This is a genomic window from Arthrobacter sp. 2RAF6 (genome assembly GCF_052115205.1).
Classification (GTDB): domain Bacteria; phylum Actinomycetota; class Actinomycetes; order Actinomycetales; family Micrococcaceae; genus Arthrobacter.
The window spans coordinates 1-23346 of record NZ_JBFRGF010000062.1; the positions used below are offsets into that span (position 1 = coordinate 1).

Below are 23346 nucleotides of genomic sequence, written 5' to 3' on the forward strand. Positions count from 1 at the left end.
TCGCTTATTTCCTGCGCAGATTCCACGGTCCTTGCCCTGCGGGTAGACAGGCCTCCGTCGGCCACAGCTCCGCAAGCTTCGCCAGCAGCCAAAAAACAACGGGGGGGAGAAGGGGAACTGGCCGGTCACCTAAGCCGCCCCACCCACCAATCCTCTGCAAAGGACACAAAACCATGATTCATCAACGAATGGCCCTCATCGTCCCCGCGAACCTGAGCGAGCCGGTCCGGGTCGAACTGATCGACGCCCGCCGCAGCACTTTGCAGGTCATCGTCGACGGTGAGCTTGAATCCGTCACCTGCGGTGACTGGCACGTGTACGTCAACACCGACGCCATGGCCCGGAACCTTCACCGGAACCTCCGGGCAACCGCCCTGCTCCACGACGTCGGGCTTGACCTCGCTGGTATCTGCCAAGGAAACGCGGTCTTCCTCGGCCACGACGAACACGGTTACGAGGACAACGCCCCCGGGCATCTGATCCGGGGCGCCGAAGACCTCTTCGACACCACCCTTGTCAGCCACGAGCTCGTCTAACAACCCCGGTGGCCGGGAAACCGGCCACCACCTCCCACCCAATCCTCTGCAAAGGACACAGAAACCATGAAAGAACTCCGCGTTTCCGGCCCCGCCGACATCCTCGGCTTCATCCCCCACGCCCTGGGTTTCGCCCCGGCCCGGTCCTTCGTCTTCATCACCGTGAGCCGGGGCCGACTCGGCGCAACCCTGCGCATCGACGCCCCCGCCCCGGCGACGGCACCACGGGACTATGCCCAAAGGGTCGCGACGTACCTCGCAGCGGACGAGAACGCCACCGGCGTGCTCCTCGCCGTCTACACGGACGCTGAAACCGATACGAATGGCCGCCCGTTCCACGCCCACGTCGAGGCCATCATCGGCGAGCTTGAGCTGGCTGGCATGCCTCTGCGCGATGCATGGATCATCACGCCTGCCCACTGGCGGAACCTGCTCTGCGACGCCGATTGCGGCGAGTGCGAACCCCAGCAGCTGGCCACGATCACGGACAGCCACGTCAACGCCGCCATGGTCTTTGAAGGCAGCAACTACCAGACCCCGGCCCCGGAGTTTGCCCCGTTCACCGGTGCGCCCGGCACCGAGGAAAGGATCCTCGCCGCCGTTCCCTCCGGCACGACGCAAAGCGTCGCCGCGGCCCGCGCCCTCTGGTGCCGGGCGCTGGAGGGCAGCGAAAGCCCGGATGAGGCAACGGCTCTGAATCTCGTTGCCAACTTCCAGCACGTCTTTGTCCGGGACATGATGGCCTGCGACATCGTCAGCGACGGGACCGCGAGCCCCGGCGATGTCATCCTCGGCACCGGGGACATCGCCCCGGACTGGAACCGGGTGGCCAAGGCCGAGAAGATCATGCGGGAACTGGTCGACGCCGCACCCGTCGGGTACCGGGCGCCCCTTCAAACCCTGATCGGCTGGATCCACTTCTACCGGGGAACCGCCAGCGCGGCCACGCAATACTACGAGCTGGCGCTTGAGGACACGCCCCGGTACCGGCTGGCCAAGCTCCTCTCCGAAGTGGCACGGCGCGGAGCCGTGGCGGGCGTGGCCCAGAACCCGGCCACAGCCTACCGGCGCAAGAGATAGGCACAGGTGGGGCGGGGGACCGGACAGGCTCCCCGCCCCATACCCGGGCCGGCGGCCTTCCCCGCTTCGCTCCGCCGGCCGCCGGCCGCCGGCAACGCTCACGCGGGCGCAGCCACACCACCCCGAACGCACAGGAAAGGACCGACTACAGTGAAAGGGACACCCTTGTCCCAGCCACCCAGGAGCCGACACCATGGGCGCAGACTTCACCATGACCGCCGACGACTTCCCGGCCGCGCACGCCAGTGCCATCGAGGACATCCTGGAACTGTCCCTGCTCACAGCAGGGCAGCCCGGCACCGTCACCGACATCACCTGGGACGAACATCCGCACGAGCACTGACTTTCCACAGCGACGACGCTGCGGCACAGATTTTCTTTTGCAGAGGAAAAACCGTGAGGGGTCGGCACATGCCGGCCCCTCACGGTTTAACCAAGGTTTCCGCTGCGCTGCAACCAGGGAATAAGGGCGTCCGCTTCGCGGCCGGCTGTTGGGTCCAGGGCGCACCGTCGCAGAGCTCCGGACCCCCTGAACGTGTTTGTCTACGACGTTTTTTGGCTGCTGTCCTTCGGATTGTACGTGTCCGCTCCACCCCGTCTAGCCCCTCCTTCGTCGGGGCCTGCGGCCCGGGGAATCGGCTCCGGCGCTCCTTCGTCGCTTATTTCCTGCGCAGATTCCACGGTCCTTGCGCGATGCCGCACTCACGCCCGACTTCGTCAGAAGCATCAAGGAACTCGGCGTGCTCGAACCCGTGATCGCCCACCGCAAGGACGACGGCACCGTGCACGTATTGATGGGACAGCGCCGGACCCTCGGCGCTGTCGAAGCCGGACGCGGAACCATCCCCGTGATGGTCGTGGCCAGCCCCGAAGAAGCCGACCGCATCGTCACGCAGGTGGTCGAGAACATCCAGCGCACGGAACTCTCCGACGCCGACGAGGCCGACGCCTACCACCAGCTCTCCCTCATCGGCGTGTCCGCCGCCACGATCGCCAAGAAAACAGGCCGGACCAAGACCACCGTCGAGGGAGCGCTCAAGGCCAAAGCGTCCGAGGCCGGAGCCTCCGCGCTGGGCAAGGGATGCACCATCGAGGAAGCTTTGATCCTTGCCGAGTTTGAGTCGGATGAGGAAGCCATCGCTGAGTTGGAATCGGTCATCAAGGACGAACCCGAGCAGTTGTTCCACGTAGCCCAGAAGTTGCGCGACGAGCGCGAGCGGGCCGCCGCCCTCGCGGCGCTGATCGCGGAACTGAAAGCGGCGGGCAAGACAATCGTGGAGGACGCCGGGAACTACGCCGACGAAGAGAACCTGTACGTCTCAGCGGCAAACCGGGCAGACGGAGAACCGGCCACCGAGGAGGACGCCACCGCCTACCTGATCAGCACCGACTACCGGGGCCAGCACAACGCGAAGCCCGTCATCACCGGCTGGAAAGAACAGGGCTTCACCCCGAAGTACGAACGCTACGACGGCGGCACTCAGGCCCAGAAAGGCCCGATGACCGACGAGCAGAAGGCCGAGCGCAAGACCCTGATAGCCAACAACAAGGCCATGGAATCGGCAACGACCGTGCGCCGGGACTGGGTCAAGACCCTTCTGGCCCGCAAGACCGCCCCGAAGGGATGGCAGTACTTCACCGTCCACGCGATCACCCACCACCCCGAAACCGCCAGCGGCTACGACGGCAAGGTGGCCGCCGAAATGATCGGCGCCAAGTTCGAAGACAGCGACCGCTGGGCATGGAACCCGCTCCGGGACCACGTCGCCGCGAGCAAGGCACGGCCCGAGATCTCCCTGATCGCGCTCCTCTGTGCAGGGTACGAGAAGACGATCGTCAAGGACTCGTGGCGCTCGGCCAGCGCCCGGCACGCCGACTACCTCGGCCAGCTCGTGGCATGGGGATACACCCCCGCCGAGGTCGAACAGATCATCCTCGACAAGCACACCCCCGCCGAAACCAGCGAGGAAACGGCGGAGTAATGCCTCGTGCCGGGCGGAACCCCCACCGCCCGGCACGGCCCCCGGTTACTCACCACCCGCAGGCCGGGAACCGTGAAATGTCGGGCGGGCCGCCGCACCAGGGCGAACCACAGCGGCCACTCACCAGCGGCGGCCCGCCGTTCACCGCCACCAACAAGCGCGGCCCCTCAGGTGCCGCGCGCCACCTCAATGTCGGAGGCAGCTTTCATACCGGACTCCGTGCCCGATCAGCGCCCCACACCAGGTCCGTAGGGAAGCCGGCCGGTGGCACGACCGAACGTCCCGCGCCCTGTCGTCCGGGACGAAACAACCAGTTCAGCTAAGCTGAACCCATAGATTTCCTTTTGCAGAGGGAAAACCCCAGGGGCCGGCACATGCCGGCCCCTGGTTGCTTAACCACCAAGCAGCACCCCTGGTCAATGACCGGACATCTGCCACAACTCCAGACCCATCCTTGCCGCCGTCAACAGCAGCGCCGCAGCTGCGATCCAGACGCCGGCGATCTGCCAGGCACTGGCCCGCGGCCGCCGTTCATCCTCCATGCTTCCCCTTACCCTTTCGCCCAGTGGGGAAACCATCCTAGAAGCCAGGAACGACAGCCACCCGGCCCGCCTTCGCGGCCATGGTGCGTTGTGCACCCGATACCCACAGGCGCCCGGGCCATGAGGCTTCTGACTGTGGAGAGCAGCTGCCCGGCCGTCCACAGAAAAGACCCGGCGCGTCGCCGGACCCCGGGCGCGCCGCCGTGGACCGCGCGTCGAGCTGTCTCACAGGCACCCACAGTGCGTCGGAAACGCACCTTACCGTCGGCTATTACTCCTTGCCGACCTTCTGACTCCTTTGAAGTCAGAAAATGCGCGTGAGATTGGCCAGGACAACCGGGGCCGCGATCAGCAGGGCAAGGATCCATCCCGCCCGCCGGAGCCGCGCCCGGTCAACGAGAGTACGAAGCGCGGCGAATTCATGCTGGAGAGATGCAGCGTCAGCACCGGCCGGCGGGTTCCGGTGCCAGGTCCCCGCCCGGACGGCCGCCGCTGCAACCAGGGCTTTCTGCGTTGGCGTGATTACGGTCGGGCGGCCGTTGAGCCAGCGCAGGAGCTGCCGGTCCGTGACCACCGCGACGCCGGAGGGACGTTCCCTGACCGTCATGCTCTTGGGGGCAACGATGACGACAACGCCGGTGACATCCACGGCCTGGTTCGCTCCGCTTGTCAGAAGCTTCGCCGCGCGGGCGGCTTCATAGCCGGCGTTGTGGAGGTGGCGCTGCTTCTTGCCGGCGACCATCAGTGTCCGCCCGGCCACCCAGACGGACTGACCCGTGTGGTTCTTGGTATTGAGGGTGAAGACCCCTGACGGACCTATCAAAACGTGATCGATATCCGATGTGCCGGCGCCGACCGGGACGGCGTGCAGGACCGTCCATTCCGGTCCTAGACGTTCAAGGATCCTCCCCACGCTTACCTCTCCGAGGGCGCCCTTGTACCAGGGGTGGTTGTCCGGACTCAGCGGGTCGGCCCCGAAAATACGGCTATCCGATAGCTGCTTGACGCGTTGCGTTCCCCGGGCTTTCGAACTCCCGGCCCAGGCCCGCGGCCCGCCACCTCCTCCGACTGAACCAAGGAAATCAGTCTGCGACAGGAGGTGAAATACATGACTGAGTTAGAGAACATCGCTCTTAATGTCGGCGATCTCGTTACCGCCACCGTAACTAAGAAGCTGCCTTTTGGCGCATTGGTTGAGGCGCCAGACGGCACGCCGGGGCTGGTTAAAGGGCTGCTTGACGTCGCCGAAGGAGCGCGGATTGACATCCGTGTTGACGACATCGACGCGGAAAAGCATCGATTCAGCGCAAGCGTCGGCTAAGTTGCCGCAACACATGAGGGGTGGCGTCGGCAGTTAGGTGCCGATGCCGCCCCTTTGCGTTGTCTGGGGGCCAAGCTTTGTCATCGGCGGATCAGCGTGTCACGAAGTCAGGAGGTTTGCGGGGACTTCAATACCCGCAGGGTCCAGCTCGGGTCGGACTCTCAGGAAGCGCAACGCGTGCCGGAAGGACCGTCCTGACCAAGCGGAATCGGCGGAGACTTCCACCACCAGGGGTTCCACCAGGGTGAGTGCCACGGGTGAGGCATCACGGTTGAACCGGTCCAGCGTGGTTCCTTTGACCATGGCAGGCCAAGGATGCGGCCCGGTTGGAGACTTGAGCCAGCGGGCCAGGGCGCTGCTGTCAGCACCACGCAGAGGCGCCGACCTGCCCACTATCCGCAGCTTCCCGTCGATAGGCAGTCCTGCCACGATTTCAGAGGGACTGGTGATCGCGCCGATGACGGCCCCGACAACAACGTCCACGGACCGTCGATTTTTCACCTTTAACCACAGCCTCTTGCCGCCCTCATACGGCTGGGCCGCACCCTTGACCAGAATCCCCTCGACCCCTGTTGCCGGCATTTCCCTGAACCAGGTTTCCGCCACCGCGCGGTCCCTGGTCACCGGTGACAGGTTCAACGGCGCCACCCAATGCCGGGACAGCTCCTCCAGCAGCGCGCGCCGGTCCGTGAACGGCAGCCCGCGGGTATCGCGTCCGGCCACGGCCAGAACATCAAAGGCCACGAACGAGGCAGGATGATCCCGCACCAGCGCCGGCAGCGCAGCCCTGGCCGCCACCAGGCGCAGCTGCAGCCCTTCGAAATCCAGCCGCTCACCAGACCACAGAACCAACTCACCATCGACCACACAGCCCGGCGGGACCTGGTCAGCCACGGCCGCAAGGACGTCCGGGAAATACCTGCCCAATTCCTTGTTTTGCCGCGACCACAACGACACCCCATCCGTACCGACCAGACAAACCGCACGGAAGCCATCAAACTTCATCTCGTACACCGAGCCGCCGGGCAACGCATCCCCGTGCGGGATCGACTCCACGGCCTTCGCCAGCGCGAGAGCCACAGGAGGACGCAACGCAGCCGGCACACCCTCAAACATTGTGGGCACAGCGTAGCCCCAGCCCGGCACCGCCGGTAGCGGCATTCCGCCGCAGAAAGCATGGCCATGGACGACTGGGATCGGAGGACAACGGGCCAGGGGATAGAACGTCACAGAAGGCGCGGGCCGGCCTTTACTGAAGGCTCTATTCCGAGGACCAAACATATGGCGGCTATTCGCCGGGAGCTGACGGGCCCACCAACCGGAGAAATCACCAATGTTTTTTTACAAAACACGGTCAGAAATCCCAGTGAAATAAGGACAGAAGCCATTGTTTTTCATATGAAAAACGGTAGAATTGAGGTAGAAAGTCACCCAGACGAACGCAACTTATTTGATACGAAACCAGGTACTGAAAATGACTTCCTCAAACCTCTCGGCCGAAACGTTTGCCGACTACACCATTTACACCAAGCCGAATTGCACTCAGTGCGATGAGACGAAGGCCTACTTCGACCGCAAAGGCGTCACCTACCAGGCGGTGGACATCACCGAAGTGCCAGCGGCGCTTGAATACATCACCCGGGAACTCGGCTACTCCCAGGCCCCCGTTGTTGTGAACAATGCCGATGACCAGGACCACTGGGCCGGCCTGCGCCGGGACAAGCTAGTCCAGGCAGCCATGCATCACAAGGCCGCCTGATGAACACCCGGGAAGAGCGGTTCGCTCTCACGCCCCGCCGGTTCGACCCTGACCTGGACTGGTTCGGAGAGGAAGCCAACCCTTCCAGAACCATCAACGTCCCCCTCATCGACCCCTACCTGGTCGAACCCGACCCCGCAGCCCCCTGGTACGACACCGAGCAGGACAGCCCCGATACCGACGCCACCACCCTCAGTCACATCCTAAGGAAGGTCCACATCATGGCCGGCGAAACAACCATCACCGTCATAGGCAACCTCACCACCGACCCGGAACTGCGGTTCACCCCGTCAGGCTCGGCCGTCGCGAACTTCACCGTCGCGTCAACACCGCGCACCTTCGACCGGCAGTCCAATGAATGGAAGGACGGGGAGACCCTGTTCCTGCGGGCTTCGGTCTGGCGTGAGACGGCCGAGAACGTCGCCGAATCCCTCACCAAGGGCATGCGCGTCATCGTCTCGGGCCGGCTGAAGTCCCGTTCGTACGAGACCAAGGAAGGCGAGAAGCGCACCGTTATTGAGCTCGAGGTAGAGGAGGTCGGCCCCAGCCTTCGTTATGCCAGGGCGAAAATCGACCGCACCCAACGCGCGGCCGGCCCAGGCGGTCCCGGAGGCAACGGTTTCGGCGGCCAGGGCGGCACCACCCAGCCTGGCGGCACGGGCCAGTCCCTCCCGCAGGATGACCCGTGGGCCACGCAGTCCAGCAGCAATGCCGGCGGGTGGGGCAATGGCCCCGACTCCGAACCGCCGTTCTAACCTTCAAAATCCGTAGTAGTAGGAGTAGTATCGTTACTACTCCTACTACTATCCATGATCAACATTCTAAGAGGTGCCTTTGATGACGTCGAGCGTGAAGGACCGCGTTTACGCCGCGGCCGAGCAGATCAGTGCCGAACGCAGGCCCACGGTGTCCACGGTCCGCGCGGCCGCCGGGGTGAGCAACGCCGACGCCACCCGGTACCTGAAGGAATGGACCGAGGAAAAACAGGCAGCCGGCGGACAGGTAGCCGCGACCCCCGCGGCCCTGCTGGAACAGACCGCCCGCCTCGCCGGAGCCTGCTGGGCCGAAGCGTCCGCCCTTGCCGCTGAACGCCACGCCGCCGTGGAAGCCCTCTGGGCACAGGAACGCAAAGACAAAGACCAGGAAATCGCCGAGCTCGTCGCCGACCTGGACCAGGCAGCCGCCGACAAAGACGCCGCCGCAACGGTACATGCCGGGGAGATTGCCCGGCTCGAGGCCCAGCGGGCGGCCCTGGAGCGCCAGCTTGCCGTGATCGGCAAGCAGCTGGAGGATTCCCGGGAGGCCGAGCGGGCCGCCGCCAAGGAAGCCGCGGACGCGGCACGCCGACTGGCAACGGCCGAGGTCCGCGCCACCACCCTGGAACAGGTCCACAACGCCCTGCTGCAGCGTGTCTCCCCGGAGGCAAAGGGCGCAGGGGAGTGAGCAAGGCCAAACCCGAGAGCTTTTCTCCGTACTTCGCGACCGCGGACGCCGGCCAGGTCCGGGCAGCGTTCGCGGCCGCCGGCCACCTCGAGGGATACGCTTCCATCTCGGAATTGATCGAGGCCGCTACGCTCAAGGAAGTCCGCCGGCTCCAGCGCCGCCACAACAACGGCAAACCCTGGGAACCACTGCCGCCGGGAAGCGCCCGCACCGGCCGGCGTGCTAAAGACGAACTATCCCGCCACTCTGGCGCCGTTACGGCCGATTGAAGGAGAACGAGATGCAGAACCACGTCGAGACGCTGGCCATAGCGTGGGCGGAGCACGACGGCCTGGAGAGCTGGATGCTCGCCGCGCCAGATGCACGGCCCCTTTCGCGGGAAACCCTGCGGGACATTGTGTCCGACTACCTCGCCAGTCACGATCCTTTCCCGGACGGCATGAGTGTCGAAGTCGCGCGCCAGGACGGCTCTGGCTGGGAGCCGGCCGTCATCATCGAGCGACCGGGCACGGATGAATGGACCGTCGAGTACGAAGACGGTACCCAGGCCTGGCGCGATCACAGTGAGCTGCGTCCTCGCGGCTAACGGTTCACCCGTGGTGACCGTTAGCCGATCCCCTTTCGGGCTGCGCTGCGGCGACTCACCTGGCAAAGAATCGGCCTTGCCCCTGACGCGTTTTGGGATCAATCGGGTAGCCGAGCTCCTCAAGGCAATCCAGCACCTCATTAGGGTGATAGGTCCAGAATGTCCACCAGGTTCCGTCCGGCCGCAGGAATCCCAGACCGTGAAAAGTATCTAGGCCCCTCATCGTCCGATAAACCAGACGGACGTCATCCCGTTCCAGCCTCCATGGGCCGAAGAACCTGCCTAGCCCATGCCGCGCCCGGAACTCCAGATGCTCCTTTGTCGGTACAAGAAGGATCCATGGCGTGCCCGCCCTGAACTTTCCGGGGACAGCGAGACCTCCCCTGAATTCCGACCGTATCTCCATCTCATTCCAATCCACCTCAAGGCGCTCTGACACCCCCGTACCGCTTGGTCGGGGAAGGCGATTGTGCCCGATCCGACCCTTCCCTGCAGGGCGACCGCCCGGATGGGGATCCTTGAACGCGCACCGAGAATTCAAAGCACGGACCCGAGCGAAGTGCATGGCTCGAGGGCAGGATGGAGAACATGGAAGTCATTGGGAGCCGCATCCTGCTTCATCCGTCCGAACCCGAGCGGAGCCACCGGTTTTATCGGGACACGTTGGGCCTGGCGATCTACCGGGAGTTCGGGAGCCGTGAAGCGCCGGGCCTCGTATTCTTCCTGGGCAACGGTTTTCTCGAGGTCAGTGGACGGTCGACTGACCCGCAGGGCAGCGCCTTGGCGATCTGGATGCAGGTCCGCGACGTGCATCTCGAGCACGACCGGCTCCTGGCGGCCGGGGTACCTGTGATCCGCAAGCCGCAGCAGGAGCCATGGGGACTGGTGGAGATGTGGATCGCGGACCCCGACGGAGTCCGCATCGTGCTCGTTGAAGTTCCGAAGGACCACCCTCTGCGGCGCGACCAGCGGTGAACATTTCTTCTCCCGCGGCCGCCTTCCTGAGGGCACCCTCTGCAGCGGAACGCATGTTCGAAGGGCGGAGCCGTAGCATTGGGCGGATGAAGGTTGGCAAGGTCCACGGACGCTCAGAGCGGAAACTGCAATGACCGGCGACCGGGATCGGGATGCTTCAAGGCGCCCGAGGCAGGCACGCCCACGAGACGCTCTTGGACGGCCGCTGCCATACGGAAGCGCTGGCGTGGAGCCTGTCTCCGAGGAACCGCTGCCGCCGACGGAGACGTTGGTCTCGGCCCGGAGCCTGGTGGAAGAGGGCCGGCCCTTCGCCGCGCATGAGGTACTTGAGGCCCGATGGAAAGCTGGGCCGGCCCAAGAACGCAACCTCTGGCAAGGTCTCGCCCAGATCTGCGTCGGGCTCACCCACGCCGCCCGAGGGAACAGCGTTGGCGCGCTCCGGCTCTTCGAGCGCGGTGCGGTCCGACTCGAGGAGTACGGTTCAGGCGAAGGGCCAACCTACGGGCTCGATTTGTCCGCCGTTGTGCGTTGCGCGCATAACCGGATGGGCACCGGCGGCTGAGCTCGCGACCAGCATCCTCGGGGCACGCGGCCGGAGGCACTATCTCCGGGATACTGCGAAGAGTTTACTCGACCCTTAACGTCTCCAATAAGGGGAACCCCTTGACGGTGCTGGGCGTCCGGTAAGGGATCCCTCAGCGGGCGCGAATCGGGTGCGCCCTGGGCTCCGTGAAGCCATGGAGGCGTGCCGAGCGCCGGGACATCGTCTGGTTCGATTGGCCAAGTCGCAGCGTTTGCTATCGTGGCGGTCAACCGAACAACGCCATTCCCAACCAAGCCGAGGTCCTCCTGGAACCGTCAAAACCGTCCGCCGCTGATCGCACCGCACTGACATATTTCGATTACCGGATAGTTTCGGGGAAATACAGCAGGGAGTCCCTGTATTACTGAGTAGGTTTTGGAACTTCTTCTTTCTGTTCAAGGCCATTTTCGTTGTGGAGGGCGTCGTAACCGTCGCTACCGTGCTTTCGACCCGGCCCAAAGGATCAAGCCCGTTCTTCTACATTCCTATGAGCGTCCTGAGTCTGACACTCGTCATCTACATCACGATCGCGGTCCTTCGGTCGTCCGCACTAATTCGTTCGAGGGCTCGCGATCGCCGGAATTTGAAACAGGGTGTGGCCCTAGACATACCGCCGGTAGGTTGGAGGCCGGCCCGGAACTGGAAGCCGGGCATGGCCGCCACGTCTCAATTCGAGTGAACCGCCGCCCAATTCGACTCACATTGCCCCCAATCCTCCACTGCAGGCCTACTCGCCCTAATTTCATTCAGCTTCCAGACTGAAAACGTCCCACTCGGGGATCCCTCAGCGTGCACATTGTTATAACCAGTGGAGACGTCCAGTGAGGGACCGGCTTACTGCGCGGTTTGGGCGCGATGGTTCGGAGAACTGTTTCTGCTGATTTCGGCATCAGGTGTCGGCCGCCCTTCGGCTTCCAGCGCTTCTAGAGGTTCCGGTATCGGCCCCACCGAACCCAGGCGAGAACTGCGATACACGCAAACCCTAAGTCCGCAAGCAGAAACCAGACGAAGCCTTTGTCTTGCTCAATCAAGATGACGACGGTATAGAGAATCACAAGAGCCGAAAAGCCTATGGCCCTGATCAGCAGCTCAGTAGGGGTCGTCTTTTCGATTGTCCTGGCCCGCACCCTTGGGCTATCTGTTAGGCCGAGAAAATCGGTGATCATGCGCCTGCGTGAAACCGCGCCCTCCTCATTCATGGCCCCAGAATAGGTGAACGAGAACGTTTCATCTACGAGTCATCGCAATTGTCGCCAACGGGCGGTACGGGAAGTCTCTGCGACTCACGGTATGGGCCGTTGTGAGGGTTCGGCTAACGAACGTCCTCCCCTGCGCCCGATTGTTCATCTTGCGATGTCTTGGTCGTCCTGTCGCTCCGCTCATGATGCAGCTTCACTCCGATTCCAACGGCTACGAGAACGACGAGGAGACCACCCACGGCAATGCGCCAAGGATCGAACACCGGTCGAAAAATGATTGTCCCGGCAATGAACAGGAGTACCACCGCTTGAGGCCAGGAAATTATGAAATACCTGCTCATGCTTCTCCTTAAACAGACCAGACGCGCGGAAAATCGCTCTTCAAGCAGGTCCGCCTTGACATGTTCGGAGCCTACATCCCAGTACCTGTCCGTGACAGGCTTCTCGCCTCGGGGGCAGCTACGCCCGCTGAGGGTTCGGTAAACGGGACGGCTAAACCGCCATTCCCAACTGTGAATTAACCGCCATTCCCATCTAACACTCACACTCGGCTACGTGAAGCAGAGCGCTGCGGAAAAAAGGGGAGCCCGCCTGCGGGCCTATCGTGCGATACCCAGCATCCAGAAGATCAGTAACGCTACGACGACGAGGCCCATGCCGGCTCCGATCGCCCCGGACAGGGCCCGCCCGTCTATTGTCTCAGCATCCTCGCGGAGTATGACGTATCCCTCGCACATGGCGATGGTGAAGACCAAGACCAGAATCGACTCGAACGGGAAACTCATCGGGTCCTCCTGCTGCGCCGTGCTTCATCAGCCCTTCCCTTCGATTGTCCGCCCTGCTTCAGCCGCGGGGAAGGGCACTGTAGCCATCGGCGGGAACCAGTGAAGGTGCTGGTAGAGCATGATCCCCGGTCCCGTACAGGAACCTTCAGCGGACCTTTCTCTCCAACACCCATCTATTCCAGCGTTAGGTCGCCGCGGCGGCAGAAATGCGTTGGAAGTATGCGCTGGAGGCCGGTAGCCACATCAAGATAGCCCCCACGAGCGTAAGGATAAGACCTGCGAATGTCAGAGCTGAAGGGGTCGCTAGAGGGTTACTCAGGCTGCTTTCGGCTTTCACCGGGAGCGACGTCATTACTTCGCCCTATGACGAAGATTTGTAAGCAGTCCAGCGTAAGTTGGATCGGTAGCGGCTTTCGCTCGACCTTTACCAAAGACCATCAAATGAGGGCAGAGTGGCAAACATGTGGCAACCCGCCAGTGAGGCAGAAATCCTAGAGGGCATCCGCAGCGGAGCTTTGTCTGAGTCCCACTACCTTGAAGTCAAGGAACAGGCACGAAACGAACAAATTGCCCAGACACTGGCGAGTTTCGCCATTGATGGGGGAATGTTCATCATCGGCATCGCCGAGGTCAAGGAGGGCAACGGCTCCAAACGACTCGCTGCCAAGCCAATCGCAGTCGAGGGAATGATCGAACGCATCGATGGCATCTCCCGGAATGCAATCGAGCCCCCGCTGCCAGTAACGACCCGACTGATCCAGGCAGGTGATGGCACAGGTTTCGTGGTGGTTACGGTCCCGCCGTCACCACTTGCCCCACACATGACAGGGAGCAAATATTACGGGCGCGGCGACGCTTCGAAACATGCGCTGTCCGACGCAGAAGTTCTACGGCATCATCAGCGCCGCCAGGAACAAGCCGACCTCGGCATGAGACTTCTGGACAGCGCCGAGTCGAGTGACCATCTGCCGCCAAGTGAACGTGAACACGGGCATATCTATCTCATCGCCGAACCAATGATGCCAGTTAATGGCGCCCTCGTGGATCAGTTTCTGGACGACAACGAAGCCCTCGTCAACTTCTTGCTTTCAGGTCAAAACAAATGCAAGCCGAACCTTGCCAGTTTTTACCCCACGCCCCAGTACGCCACAAGAATCAAGCATCGAGAACTCGGTATCTCGATGATGAATAGCGACGCCGAGGGCGCTTTGCAAGTGCCGAAACCCGCCGGCTTCAGCGAAAAATCAATCCTCGACGTTGAGCTGTTGGAGTCCGGAGGGATCCGCATTCTGATAGGACGCGGCACCGACAAGTGGACCCCGGAAGAGTCGATCATCTGTGATGGGCTGGCGGTGGCATACGCCCAGCGGTTGACCTTCTGGACCAACATTCTTAGTGAACGTTACGCATACCGCTCCCTGTGGACTCTTGGGCTGCGGATCAATGGTGTAAAGGGGCTACGGTCTCACATGATGATGGACGACTGGAGTAGTTTCGAGCCTCCCAGAACCATGCATAGTGATGTTTACTCACGCACGATTACGGTCAGCGCCGATGCGCTGGAAAGCTCACCTGACGGTGCAGTCGAATCATTGGTCGGTCGACTCCTCAAGATGCTCGGGACCACCCGGCATCATCTGGGCAAAGTGGGCTGAACGCGGTCGCCAAGTCAGCCAGCCCGAGCACTGGGCGGTCGAGATAGTCTGTGATGCATGAATGATCTTGAGCAAGAGTTCGCGGAAGTATCCCTCGATGTAGATGCTTTTGAACGGGCTTATAGCCGAGTAATTCACTACAACCCGGATCATGAGCTGGCGCGGGAGCTGGAGTTGCTGGCAGCCGCAGCGGGGGATCGGCGCGAGGAACTCCGGATCAAGTTGGCAAATTGGTCAGGAAGCAGCGACATCCTTGGCTGATGTATTGGCGCTGTGGGCGCTTATCGTCGCCTTGTTGAGCCTACTTGTGGCACTGGGCGCTGGTTTTGTTGCCTATTTGGATTACCATCAGGTCGGACGCGAAGAGCCTTGGCGGCTGACAAAGGTCCAAAACGATATTTGGCTGCTGGAACGAGTCCACCGCCGACCGGCAACCCTCTCGGGCTTCGATGGGACTTCCCTCTGTGATGCTGTCCAAGTGGCTTGGCTAAACCCCGCTGGGTTCCCCGCGAAAGTTTACAGACGTGGTTCTCAGGAGTTGCTTCGCATACAAACTTCCGGAGTAGGCATGCACTTGGAGTTTTACAGCCGGGAATACGGGGTCTTTGATAGGTTGCCGGCCCACAACAAGTCCTACCTCGCCAACGTTCGGGGTGGCGTAAAGGGCATGGACAAATTGAAGACTTGGACGACGGCACTCTACTAGTTCGTAGTGGCATGACGGGCAGGAGCTCTGCGACTAAGCGGCAGCACCCAACAGCCGGCCACGCAGCGAAGCGGAGTGGACGACCGACCGCATTCCCTCGGCGAGCCTGCGAGTACCAGGGCTCTCTTGAAGGGGCATTGTTGGAACCATCGACAGGCCACATATCTTCGAGCTCATCCTCGATGTAGCCCTCGCGCGTAATTCGGGCCAGAACGCTAGAGCATTTGGACGACTTCCATCTAGACGAGGAACTGGCTGCGAAATGCTTCGGTCATTTCGAGGTCCCAACGTTGGAAGAAGAACCATTAACCGTCGTCTCCGGCGCTTAGCCGGCTCACCAGGTGGTACTCCAATGCGCCTGGTCTGATGCCCGCAAGCCGGTCGATCATCGGGCGCCCCAGCACCCTAAAGACTGTCTGTGCGGATCCTGGAGCTTACATGCCCGTATACCCCGCTCCATTAAATGCCCGGTGGAGGTACCCCAACTGCAACACCACTGGTCTCTTACAACCCATACGTTATGAGGCACTTTAGTTATGAGACGCTTCCTCGAGCGATTTTCCGGCTGTTTGTCTCATCCCTCGCGAGGGCTGTCCGCTCAGACCGTGGATGGTTGCCAGTTGGTTGCCTGACAGTAGTCACGGCCTGACGGCGTTCCGGCTGCCACCGCGGCAGGTGGCCAGAAAGTCCTCCACCCGTTGGATCGGGCGACTGAGTGCCTCCCGCAGCTTGTCATCTAACGCGCGGTCAAAGGCCTCTACATCTTCCCCCAAGGTACAACCGGCAAATGCCTCAAGGGCGAGTTGTGATCGCTGGTGATTCAGCAGCTTTATCGCCTTAGCGTGCTCGGCCCTGAGGAACTCTGTTGCCGCCGACTGAATGGCAATCAGGTCCCGGGCAGCATTTCTGGCGCCATGGCGGTCCCATGGATCTTTGTAGGCCTCCAGCAGGTCCTGCTCAAGGCCTCCCTTTGTCGTCCGGAACCCGTTGAGGAAGAGGTCGTTCTGTAGCGGGGCCCCGCTCGCAATGTAGGCAACCTCGGTTTCTTGGCCGAATCGGTACCCGAAGGAAACGTGAGGGAGCCAATTGAAACCGAAATCGATGTCAGGGAACAGGTCCTTGTGGTCCGGGAATGCAACGAGGATGGTGTCCGCAAACGGCCGGCGACGTTCGCAGGCATCTGTGAAGACCTGGAACGTTGCTTCCGCGGCATCCTCACCCAGCGATGATTCTTCAACATTGACCTTTTCGCACAATCCGGTCATATATTGGCCCTGGTCGTACTCCTCGTATTCCAGGTGCGTCGTAATGGCGGCGTTTATGGTGGCGTAGAGGTCCAGAAAAGCACTCAGCGCGGCGTCCCAAAAATCAGCGTCCAGCTCGCTGCCGACAATCTCCATGAAGTCATTGATGTTGGTGCCAGGCGCTGCCGACCACCAATCGTCAACATCTACGTACTCGCCGTCCATATCTTGGGCGCGGCCGTCGATGACTTCGACGAAGGTGAAGTCGTCAGGCTTGGACGTGCCGGACAACGTGAAGTAGAACTCCCGGTCGCTGAGCGGATCCACTGCAAAGGCCCGGACCCTGCGGAGCTGTCCTTCCACGAGGAACTCTGACAGACCCTTCAGCTTGCACTCCAGCACCTTCGCCGGGACGTCATCGCTGTCGATGTTCCCCATATAGCCCATCGCTGTTTCCCCTGCTCGAACGGAATTTCTGTACAAACCATACTGGCGAGGACAGACTGTGAACCGCGTTGCGATTGCCAATTGGGTTTCATTGTGTCGGTGAAGGCAACGGGTGACGACACCCAGATGCTCAGCTCGGCCAGTTCGGGGACGACGATGTCTGGACCTTGCCGCCCGACGCGGCCATGTTCGAGCCGGAGACGCTCGATGGTCAGCTCCCCGTCCACGATTGTGACCATCACATTCAGTCCGCGGGTGCGGTGCAGTCGGTGAGACGTCTCGGATCCCTAGGGATACGAGACGTCTCACGGGCTCGGTCGCCATGACGATTGTGGCTTCTTATTTTTCGCGAGATTGTCAGAGTTTCTTCGCCATAGGCGATTCTCGCAACTATGTCTCGAAACCTTCTGGTTGAATCGTTGTATCCACCATTAGTTATGAGACACATCGGAGCAGCCCACGGCCAAACCGCAAAGCTAACGCACGCGTTTCCACGCGACAGCAATCCACCGACCGGCAACAGGCGGACCTTCTTGCCGCTGGCGTCCGGCGCGATGACCTCTACATTGATCACGGCGTTTCCGGGGCGCGAAATTCACGTCCACAGTTCGATCGTGCTCTCGACGCGCTGATCGATGGCGACACCCTTGTCATCACCACGCTGGACAGGCTCGGACGTTCCACCCAGAACATGCTCGCCTTCGCCGACGAACTCCGCAGTCGAGGAGCCGGCCTGCGCGTTCTAAACCTCGGTGGAGGCGATGTCGACACTGCAACACCAATGGGGTCCATGCTGTTCACGATCATGGCCGCCCTCGCGCAGATGGAACACGAGATCAAGCGCGAACGCGTAACCGATTCTATCGCCAAACGCCGAGAAGCCGGAAAGGATCTTGGTGGCCGGCCTCGCCGGGTCACTGACAGCCAGATTCGGAGCGCGGTCCGCCTGGTCGAAGGCGGCGAGCCCGCTGCTCAGGTCGCGCGTGATCTCGGAATGTCCCGAGCAACCTTTTATAAACGGTCGCGATCACTCCCGAACCAGCAGGCCGCCATCTAGCGACGCAAAAAGACCGCCATTTATCGCTGAAAGTCACAGCCGTCGCAGGCTGTGGCACACCCTTTTAGCCCGCCTGACTCAATCCACGGTGAAGGCCCCTAACTGCAACCTTGGGCCAAGGAGAGAGGGGCGGAGAAGGCTATGCCGAACCATTGCCCATTTGTCGCTCGAAGGCTTGCCCGACCAAGTTAAGGATGTATGGGAGTTCATCGCTTGAGTTGAGGACTACTTCACTGTTCCCGTTCCCCCATCGGCCAAGGTTGGTAACGTCGCGCGCCATTTCACGGGGATCGTTCAGCTCTTGGAACGGGATGTTTATCGATAAGAGCAAGCGGGACGTCTGGGGGATGACGTCAACGAAGTTGGTTTCTGCCTTGTAGGCGATATATAGCTTCAGGAACTCCTCAGTCACTGCTGGGTCGAGGGAGAGGACCTCCTTGCGGAACTGCTCGAAGAGATCTCGGGCCACCGTTCCGACTGCCAGGTTTCGGTGGTCCTCAATGCTGTAGGAAGCCGTCGCCGCAGGTTTGCTGCTGGGCCGGTAATAGTCCAGAACATCGGAGCGGAGATCCGGGGAACACCAGACGCGCGTTGCGGTCTCTGATAGCTCTGCTGCGCGTCTGTCGATTGCGTCCTCGTCCCACCTGGCAGTCGTGCCGAGACCAACATTGAGGCGAAGTGGGCTTTCACGGAAGCCACCGCGCATGTCCCGTTTTTCCGCGAAGGCGTTATCACTGTACTCACTGTTGTAGCCGGTGAGGGTGAGGTTGCCCAAGGTGTGAAGTTTGGTCTTATGCACACGTTCCCAGTCGGGCCCCAGCTCGCTTCGCCATACTGCCGGTAGATCGTTGTTCTGGGGCATGATGTGCTCAATTGTGTATTCATCGACCGGCACGCGCTCTTTGCGGCCGTCGTTCTCGATCCGGCGGAGCCAGTAGCTGCGGTTGCGGAAGTTGTAGATATCACGCGATTCGAATTCTCGCCGGAATTCATCATCGTTTGGAAAGCGCCGGTAGGAGGGCAGGAGCTGGAATGCAGCTTGGACGCTTTCGAGGTAGGAGTCCTCCTGGAGGCTTCGGGTGAATGTAGCAAAGGTCTTGTTGAGTGAGTTCGTCGGGATCGCACAGATCGAACGTCTGAATACGTAGGCCTCGACGAGGCGAACGATCGAAAGGAGTTCGTCTCTGCTTAATCGCTCCTCGTCGTAGCGGGCGTACACCTGGAGAAGAAACGGGTAGGCGACGTCGACTCTGAGCTCCCGGAGGTCTTGAAAAGCCTCGGCGAGGCGCTTGTCCTGTTCCCTGCCTAGAGCCATCGCGCAGTAGTAGTTCGCGTACCGGTCGATGTCCTCTACGAGCGCGTCAACGCCGGCTTCGGCAACGTTCTTGAGGGTGGCGTATCCCTTGAACGCTTCGTATACAGCTTTGACGTTGGGGATTTCAGAGGCCTTGATTGTTAGGTAGTCGCGCATGAATCGATCGAAGTGTGTGCCGTAGGATTCTTGACCGAAGCGTGTCTCCATGGGGCGCCAGTGCGTTTCATACAGGCGCGTTTGATGGTCCGGGTCAAGTCCCATGAGGACATAGTTTCGGATCAAATCGGCCTGGCTCAGTTCCCTGCCGGTCGAGTTCATGCTCTCGAAAATCAGCTGCGGGTTGTCTTGCCCACGGCTCAGCGACACATCGACGATCATCAGCTTGAGGAGGCCTTTGCACAGGGCATCGAGGTTTGAGCCGAGCTTCCCGACCATCTGATCGAAGAATTCAAAGTTATCCCTGATACGGATCGATCTTTCGTCAGGCAGTGGCTGCTGGCGTACCAGCGCGAGCAGGCTAGTCCTGTCATTTTGGGTCAAAAGAAGCTTGTGCCCTCGATCCCCTGCCTCAAGCGGGTTCTGCAAGTAATAGCTGCGGATTTTCAGGGCGCTGAACCCGTCAACAGGCTCGCCCTCGACATGGCGAGCGAGGGCCTCAAGAATTAGCGAGACAGTAGTCAGCCTCTGCTGGCCGTCGATGACCAGCAGCGGCGACTGCCGGGAGAGTTGATACAGATCCTCTTGAATATAGACAACCGAGCCGATGAAGTGGGCGTTCACCGCAGCGTCCTTACCCGCATGCATAATGTCGTCCCATAGCTGCTGGCATTCCTTCAGCGTCCAGCTATACGTTCGCTGGTAGATCGGAATTACGAACTGCGGCGACGCCTGGAGGAACTTCAGCAGGTTGGACTCGACGGCTTTCACGCGGCTGCTTTCTCTGTGCGGGCTATATGACCAAGCCTCTTCATCCTAGAACCTGCCGCAGGTGAGTCCTTTGTTCGGCATCACTCGGTCGCTCGCCCGGTCAGGATTCCACGAGCGTAGGCCTTGCGTGACAGAAGCTATGCCCGCAAGGCCTACGAGTGCGGATCAGCTGGCGCTGAGGACGAGGTGCCTCCTACTTGGGTCCCACCCGAGCAGTTTCCGCATTCCGGGTCGGTCGATCGCGTTCCTGCTGCCGGAGGTGACGTCGGCGAATAGATCCCGTTTTTGGATCCCGGCGGCGAGGAGCGCATCGAGCTGCAGTTGGGCGTCCTGGCTGGCGGTACTCACCCTTATGTATCCGAGTTGTCTCACGAGCCGGGTGCAGAGCACATTCCGAGACATCCCATCAAGAGAACGACTTACTGAGACGTTTCGGAGGCTAGGGTTCCGGCCCACGTCGGCCCCGCGAAGGTCGCCGAGGACAGTGTCTTGTAAAGCTGTAGTTTCTTGCGACACTAAGCGCGAGGCGATTGTCGACGCTCACGAGGGGCGAGGGCACCCGCAAACCACTACCTCAAAGCCGCCCCTCGGAACCGCCGCACTGGCCGACACCCACAGCAAGAACACCTATCTGCAGCTAAATATCTCCGCATTACCGCCAGAAGCGGCCGGGATGAAGGTCCTCGTTGCACTGGAGCATTCGATTCTGAAAGCGGTCTGGAACATGCCTACCTACGGTGAGTGCTATACCGATCCAGGCGCCGACTACTTCATCAGGCTCAACCCCACCAAAGAGAAGAACAAAGCCATCGGGCAACCCTAAAAACTAAGTGACGACGTCACCGTCACACGCCGGCCACCAAACCCCAGCTGCCTAACCGCTTTTATTTTCGTAGTAGACGACTTCGAAAAATGACATCCTCATCTGCAGGGGAGTCCCCTGGGAGTGTTCCGGAACCAAGGAACTGGAACAGTGATCAAGGTGCCGGTTGACCCAAAACTTTCTGAGATTTCCGCGACACGATTCTGCCCGCGGCCGCACTGTATCCGTAGGGAAGGGTATGTCTCGAGGCGGCCTGCTGCACGGCAGCGACCTGGACGCCTTCGGTCCGCTCATGCACACCTGTTGTGATGTGCCGATCTGCGTCCGTGCGACTGCTGACACTTTTACTCACCTGGTGGAAGGAACCAGCCGCAGCAACATGCTCGATAGATTGGCCAAAGGGCGCGACGCGAACGGAAGTTCCTTCCGCTGGCGCGGCCTGGCCCGGGCACAGTTCGTTGCGCGGTCCGTGGCCCTCAGGGACGAAGTCCGCGCCCCACGGCTGGGACAGGCCGCAGCGCGTCGCCGCGCTCCTGGCTGGCGTCGATCCCGACGCGCCAACCTTGTTCTGAGGTTGCCGGCCTACGGGGCCGGGTCGCCGTCCGTGGATGCAGCTTCGCCTGCGCGCGGGAGGCCCCTGATCAGGGCCGCCATGCCGCGGACCGCCTCGGGGTCGTCCTGCCAAGAGCTCCCGTCACGCGTGCAGGCACGGAACGCGTTCACGCCGGCATCTGCGGCTGCCTGGTTGAGCTCGGCCCGGGCCTTTCTCAAATCTGCCAGCTGTGCGGGTGTCAACGGCTCGCGCTCTTCCTTGGGTGCGGCCACCGCGGCAGGGGAGGAATCCTCTGTAACCGGGGTCCGGCGCCGGATGAAGAAGCTTCGCAGTCCCACAGTCCATCTCTCCTTCTGATAAAGAATGTCCCGCATGGGATTGGGGGAAACCATGCGGGACACACTCCTTTCGGGCGTCCACTCCGCAAGCTCCGTGGCCGGCTGTTGGGTGCTGGCGGTCCGTCGCAGAGCTCCTGTCCGTCATCACCTGTTTGTCTACGACGTTTTCTGGTTGCTGTCCTTCGGATTCTAGGCGTCCGCTCCACCCTGTCTAGCCCCTCCTTCGTCGGGGCCTGCGGCGCAGGAATTTCCCTACGGCGCTCCTTCGTCGCTTATTTCCTCCGGGAATTTCCCACACCTTGCCCAAGGGTAGACAGGSCTCCGTCGGCCGCCGAGCAAGCAAGCTTGCCAGCAACCAAAAAACAACGGGGGAGAGGGGAAGCTGGCCGGTCACCTGATCCGCCCCACTCACCTGACTTCTCGGCAAAGAAGGAGCAACACCATGAACGCAATCACCATCAAGACGGTGACCACAGCCGACACCGGCGAAACCATCGACGGCGTCACCGTGCTGGGCGATTACCACATGAACGGCGGCTACGACTGGATGGAACTCATCGGCGAGCACGGCTGGGCCGTGATCCCCAGCTGGGGCTGTGACGGCTGGGACCTGGGTCAGTGGCCCTATGTCATGGTCGCCGGGATCCGCACCGCCGATGAGATCGGGAACCTGTTCGGCATGGCCACGTACTGCGAGGGCGACGTTCGGACGACCTTCTACAGGACCAAGGCCCGGTTCTGGGATGCGATCAGCGAACAGGCGTTCTTCCATTGGAAGAACGGGCAGGCCCAAGGACCGGAAGACCTGCCCATGGCGGCGGCCGAGCTGCCCAGCCGGTACCGCCAGCCGTGCACCGTCTTCAACGCCGCCTAACCACCGGCGAAGGGTTCCCCGCTCCTTCCGGAGCGGGGAACCCCACCCCCAGATCCTTTCGTTGCCGCTGGAGCCGCACCTTGCGCCGCTGCTTGGGCGGTCCGTCGTCGTGGCCGGCTGCCGTTGTGGTCACCGGCGACGGACCGCCGTCCGCATGAGGGCCGCGCGTGGTGGCTGATGCCGGCGGCCTGCCCTGAGGTGGTGGCCGGCGCGGGAGGATCCATCCGCGTCCTTGGGCAAGTCCTGGTTTCCGCTTCGCTCGCACCAGGGAATAAGGGCGTCCGCTGCGCGGCCGGCTGTGGGGTCCAGGGCGCGCCGTCGCAGAGCTCCGGACCCCCTGGCCCTTGGTGTGTCTACGACGTTTTTTGGCTGCTGTCCTTCGGATTGTACGTGTCCGCTCCACCCCGTCTAGCCCCTCCGTTCCTCCGGGGCCCGCGGCCCGGGGAATCGGCTCCGGCGCTCCTTCGTCGCTTATTTCCTGCGCAGATTCCACGGTCCTTGCCCTGCGGGTAGACAGGCCTCCGTCGGCCACAGCTCCGCAAGCTTCGCCAGCAGCCAAAAAACAACGGGGGGGAGAAGGGGAACTGGCCGGTCACCTAAGCCGCCCCACCCACCA

At 61.8% G+C, this 23346-nt stretch carries 25 protein-coding genes and 1 pseudogene; 18 read left to right on the top strand and 8 right to left on the bottom strand.

The window, feature by feature from the left end; genetic code table 11:
* Positions 1-173 precede the first annotated feature (173 nt).
* From AB4Z38_RS24475 to AB4Z38_RS24490, 4 genes are all read left to right on the top strand, one after another.
* A complete protein-coding gene (locus AB4Z38_RS24475) occupies positions 174-536 on the top strand; it encodes a DUF3846 domain-containing protein (protein WP_441432124.1) in 363 nt (120 codons plus the stop codon).
* 66 nt (positions 537-602) lie between these two features.
* Positions 603-1616 (top strand): DUF4192 domain-containing protein, encoded by a 1014-nt coding sequence (locus AB4Z38_RS24480; protein WP_441432125.1) that lies wholly within the window; start codon positions 603-605, stop codon positions 1614-1616.
* Positions 1617-1809: 193 nt separating this feature from the next.
* Positions 1810-1959, top strand: a complete 150-nt coding sequence (locus AB4Z38_RS24485; protein WP_441432126.1) for a hypothetical protein — start codon at positions 1810-1812, stop codon at positions 1957-1959.
* 331 nt (positions 1960-2290) lie between these two features.
* Complete coding sequence (locus AB4Z38_RS24490) at positions 2291-3598, top strand: ParB/RepB/Spo0J family partition protein (protein ID WP_441432142.1); 1308 nt, start codon at positions 2291-2293, stop codon at positions 3596-3598.
* A 416-nt stretch (positions 3599-4014) separates the two neighbouring features.
* Here the strand turns inward: AB4Z38_RS24490 and AB4Z38_RS24495 are convergent, their stop codons facing one another.
* A complete protein-coding gene (locus AB4Z38_RS24495; protein WP_290439668.1) occupies positions 4015-4140 on the bottom strand; it encodes a hypothetical protein in 126 nt (41 codons plus the stop codon).
* 304 nt (positions 4141-4444) lie between these two features.
* Positions 4445-5236: a nuclease-related domain-containing protein gene (locus AB4Z38_RS24500; RefSeq protein ID WP_441432143.1), complete on the bottom strand. Its 792-nt coding sequence runs from the start codon at positions 5234-5236 to the stop codon at positions 4445-4447.
* Between the two features lie 12 nt (positions 5237-5248).
* On the opposite strand from AB4Z38_RS24500, the gene AB4Z38_RS24505 reads away from it, so the two are divergent.
* Positions 5249-5461: a hypothetical protein gene (locus tag AB4Z38_RS24505; protein ID WP_441432127.1), complete on the top strand. Its 213-nt coding sequence runs from the start codon at positions 5249-5251 to the stop codon at positions 5459-5461.
* Between the two features lie 99 nt (positions 5462-5560).
* On the opposite strand, the gene AB4Z38_RS24510 is transcribed toward AB4Z38_RS24505, so the two are convergent.
* Positions 5561-6577 (bottom strand): ATP-dependent DNA ligase, encoded by a 1017-nt coding sequence (locus tag AB4Z38_RS24510; RefSeq protein WP_441432144.1) that lies wholly within the window; start codon positions 6575-6577, stop codon positions 5561-5563.
* A gap of 358 nt (positions 6578-6935) precedes the next feature.
* Here AB4Z38_RS24510 and AB4Z38_RS24515 point away from each other — a divergent pair, with 358 nt between their 5' ends.
* The 7 genes from AB4Z38_RS24515 (at position 6936) to AB4Z38_RS24545 (ending at position 10786) form a co-directional block, all read left to right on the top strand.
* Positions 6936-7220: a glutaredoxin family protein gene (locus AB4Z38_RS24515; RefSeq protein WP_441432128.1), complete on the top strand. Its 285-nt coding sequence runs from the start codon at positions 6936-6938 to the stop codon at positions 7218-7220.
* Positions 7221-7441: 221 nt separating this feature from the next.
* Positions 7442-7975, top strand: coding sequence for a single-stranded DNA-binding protein (locus AB4Z38_RS24520; protein WP_441432145.1), 534 nt, complete (start codon positions 7442-7444; stop codon positions 7973-7975).
* Positions 7976-8057: 82 nt separating this feature from the next.
* Entirely contained in the window at positions 8058-8663 is a 606-nt protein-coding gene (locus AB4Z38_RS24525) for a DNA-binding protein (RefSeq protein ID WP_441432129.1), read from the top strand.
* Positions 8660-8932: a ParB family protein gene (locus tag AB4Z38_RS24530; RefSeq protein WP_441432130.1), complete on the top strand. Its 273-nt coding sequence runs from the start codon at positions 8660-8662 to the stop codon at positions 8930-8932. Before AB4Z38_RS24525 ends, AB4Z38_RS24530 begins: the two co-directional genes overlap by 4 nt.
* A gap of 11 nt (positions 8933-8943) precedes the next feature.
* A complete protein-coding gene (locus tag AB4Z38_RS24535) occupies positions 8944-9249 on the top strand; it encodes a tudor domain-containing protein (protein WP_441432131.1) in 306 nt (101 codons plus the stop codon).
* A gap of 588 nt (positions 9250-9837) precedes the next feature.
* The gene (locus AB4Z38_RS24540; protein WP_441432132.1) at positions 9838-10224 is read left to right on the top strand and encodes a VOC family protein; all 387 of its coding nucleotides are present in this window, start codon (positions 9838-9840) and stop codon (positions 10222-10224) included.
* Between the two features lie 226 nt (positions 10225-10450).
* Entirely contained in the window at positions 10451-10786 is a 336-nt protein-coding gene (locus tag AB4Z38_RS24545; RefSeq protein WP_441432133.1) for a DUF309 domain-containing protein, read from the top strand.
* A gap of 1819 nt (positions 10787-12605) precedes the next feature.
* On the opposite strand, the gene AB4Z38_RS24550 is transcribed toward AB4Z38_RS24545, so the two are convergent.
* Positions 12606-12791: a hypothetical protein gene (locus AB4Z38_RS24550; protein ID WP_441432134.1), complete on the bottom strand. Its 186-nt coding sequence runs from the start codon at positions 12789-12791 to the stop codon at positions 12606-12608.
* A gap of 461 nt (positions 12792-13252) precedes the next feature.
* On the opposite strand from AB4Z38_RS24550, the gene AB4Z38_RS24555 reads away from it, so the two are divergent.
* Genes AB4Z38_RS24555 through AB4Z38_RS24565 form a run of 3 tightly spaced genes read left to right on the top strand, consistent with a single transcriptional unit; the run spans position 13253 to position 15152 of the window.
* Positions 13253-14446, top strand: a complete 1194-nt coding sequence (locus AB4Z38_RS24555; protein WP_441432146.1) for an AlbA family DNA-binding domain-containing protein — start codon at positions 13253-13255, stop codon at positions 14444-14446.
* Positions 14447-14503: 57 nt separating this feature from the next.
* Positions 14504-14707, top strand: coding sequence for a hypothetical protein (locus tag AB4Z38_RS24560; RefSeq protein WP_441432135.1), 204 nt, complete (start codon positions 14504-14506; stop codon positions 14705-14707).
* The gene (locus tag AB4Z38_RS24565) at positions 14700-15152 is read left to right on the top strand and encodes a hypothetical protein (protein ID WP_441432136.1); all 453 of its coding nucleotides are present in this window, start codon (positions 14700-14702) and stop codon (positions 15150-15152) included. Before AB4Z38_RS24560 ends, AB4Z38_RS24565 begins: the two co-directional genes overlap by 8 nt.
* 638 nt (positions 15153-15790) lie before the next feature.
* Here AB4Z38_RS24565 and AB4Z38_RS24570 read toward each other — a convergent pair.
* A complete protein-coding gene (locus AB4Z38_RS24570) occupies positions 15791-16843 on the bottom strand; it encodes a hypothetical protein (protein WP_441432137.1) in 1053 nt (350 codons plus the stop codon).
* 430 nt (positions 16844-17273) lie between these two features.
* On the opposite strand from AB4Z38_RS24570, the gene AB4Z38_RS24575 reads away from it, so the two are divergent.
* Positions 17274-17900 (top strand): recombinase family protein, encoded by a 627-nt coding sequence (locus AB4Z38_RS24575; protein ID WP_441432147.1) that lies wholly within the window; start codon positions 17274-17276, stop codon positions 17898-17900.
* Positions 17901-18039: 139 nt separating this feature from the next.
* Here the strand turns inward: AB4Z38_RS24575 and AB4Z38_RS24580 are convergent, their stop codons facing one another.
* Positions 18040-20142, bottom strand: a complete 2103-nt coding sequence (locus AB4Z38_RS24580) for a GmrSD restriction endonuclease domain-containing protein (RefSeq protein ID WP_441432138.1) — start codon at positions 20140-20142, stop codon at positions 18040-18042.
* 210 nt (positions 20143-20352) lie between these two features.
* Positions 20353-20514 (bottom strand): annotated as a pseudogene (locus tag AB4Z38_RS24585) (recombinase family protein); the annotation flags it as partial.
* A gap of 301 nt (positions 20515-20815) precedes the next feature.
* Here AB4Z38_RS24585 and AB4Z38_RS24590 point away from each other — a divergent pair.
* Entirely contained in the window at positions 20816-20965 is a 150-nt protein-coding gene (locus tag AB4Z38_RS24590) for a hypothetical protein (protein ID WP_441432139.1), read from the top strand.
* 582 nt (positions 20966-21547) lie between these two features.
* Here AB4Z38_RS24590 and AB4Z38_RS24595 read toward each other — a convergent pair.
* Positions 21548-21910 (bottom strand): hypothetical protein, encoded by a 363-nt coding sequence (locus AB4Z38_RS24595; RefSeq protein WP_441432140.1) that lies wholly within the window; start codon positions 21908-21910, stop codon positions 21548-21550.
* Positions 21911-22298: 388 nt separating this feature from the next.
* On the opposite strand from AB4Z38_RS24595, the gene AB4Z38_RS24600 reads away from it, so the two are divergent.
* The gene (locus AB4Z38_RS24600; protein WP_441432141.1) at positions 22299-22730 is read left to right on the top strand and encodes a hypothetical protein; all 432 of its coding nucleotides are present in this window, start codon (positions 22299-22301) and stop codon (positions 22728-22730) included.
* Positions 22731-23346: the final 616 nt, after the last annotated feature.

Bases quoted from the DNA above. Each gene is read 5' to 3' on its own strand.
- AB4Z38_RS24475 (WP_441432124.1), top strand. From the start codon at position 174: ATGATTCATCAACGAATGGCCCTCATCGTCCCCGCGAACCTGAGCGAG.
- AB4Z38_RS24480 (WP_441432125.1), top strand. From the start codon at position 603: ATGAAAGAACTCCGCGTTTCCGGCCCCGCCGACATCCTCGGCTTCATC.
- AB4Z38_RS24485 (WP_441432126.1), top strand. From the start codon at position 1,810: ATGGGCGCAGACTTCACCATGACCGCCGACGACTTCCCGGCCGCGCAC.
- AB4Z38_RS24495 (WP_290439668.1), bottom strand. From the start codon at position 4,140: ATGGAGGATGAACGGCGGCCGCGGGCCAGTGCCTGGCAGATCGCCGGC.
- AB4Z38_RS24505 (WP_441432127.1), top strand. From the start codon at position 5,249: ATGACTGAGTTAGAGAACATCGCTCTTAATGTCGGCGATCTCGTTACC.
- AB4Z38_RS24510 (WP_441432144.1), bottom strand. From the start codon at position 6,577: ATGTTTGAGGGTGTGCCGGCTGCGTTGCGTCCTCCTGTGGCTCTCGCG.
- AB4Z38_RS24515 (WP_441432128.1), top strand. From the start codon at position 6,936: ATGACTTCCTCAAACCTCTCGGCCGAAACGTTTGCCGACTACACCATT.
- AB4Z38_RS24520 (WP_441432145.1), top strand. From the start codon at position 7,442: ATGGCCGGCGAAACAACCATCACCGTCATAGGCAACCTCACCACCGAC.
- AB4Z38_RS24525 (WP_441432129.1), top strand. From the start codon at position 8,058: ATGACGTCGAGCGTGAAGGACCGCGTTTACGCCGCGGCCGAGCAGATC.
- AB4Z38_RS24535 (WP_441432131.1), top strand. From the start codon at position 8,944: ATGCAGAACCACGTCGAGACGCTGGCCATAGCGTGGGCGGAGCACGAC.
- AB4Z38_RS24540 (WP_441432132.1), top strand. From the start codon at position 9,838: ATGGAAGTCATTGGGAGCCGCATCCTGCTTCATCCGTCCGAACCCGAG.
- AB4Z38_RS24550 (WP_441432134.1), bottom strand. From the start codon at position 12,791: ATGAGTTTCCCGTTCGAGTCGATTCTGGTCTTGGTCTTCACCATCGCC.
- AB4Z38_RS24555 (WP_441432146.1), top strand. From the start codon at position 13,253: ATGTGGCAACCCGCCAGTGAGGCAGAAATCCTAGAGGGCATCCGCAGC.
- AB4Z38_RS24560 (WP_441432135.1), top strand. From the start codon at position 14,504: ATGAATGATCTTGAGCAAGAGTTCGCGGAAGTATCCCTCGATGTAGAT.
- AB4Z38_RS24570 (WP_441432137.1), bottom strand. From the start codon at position 16,843: ATGGGCTATATGGGGAACATCGACAGCGATGACGTCCCGGCGAAGGTG.
- AB4Z38_RS24590 (WP_441432139.1), top strand. From the start codon at position 20,816: ATGAAGGTCCTCGTTGCACTGGAGCATTCGATTCTGAAAGCGGTCTGG.
- AB4Z38_RS24595 (WP_441432140.1), bottom strand. From the start codon at position 21,910: ATGGTTTCCCCCAATCCCATGCGGGACATTCTTTATCAGAAGGAGAGA.
- AB4Z38_RS24600 (WP_441432141.1), top strand. From the start codon at position 22,299: ATGAACGCAATCACCATCAAGACGGTGACCACAGCCGACACCGGCGAA.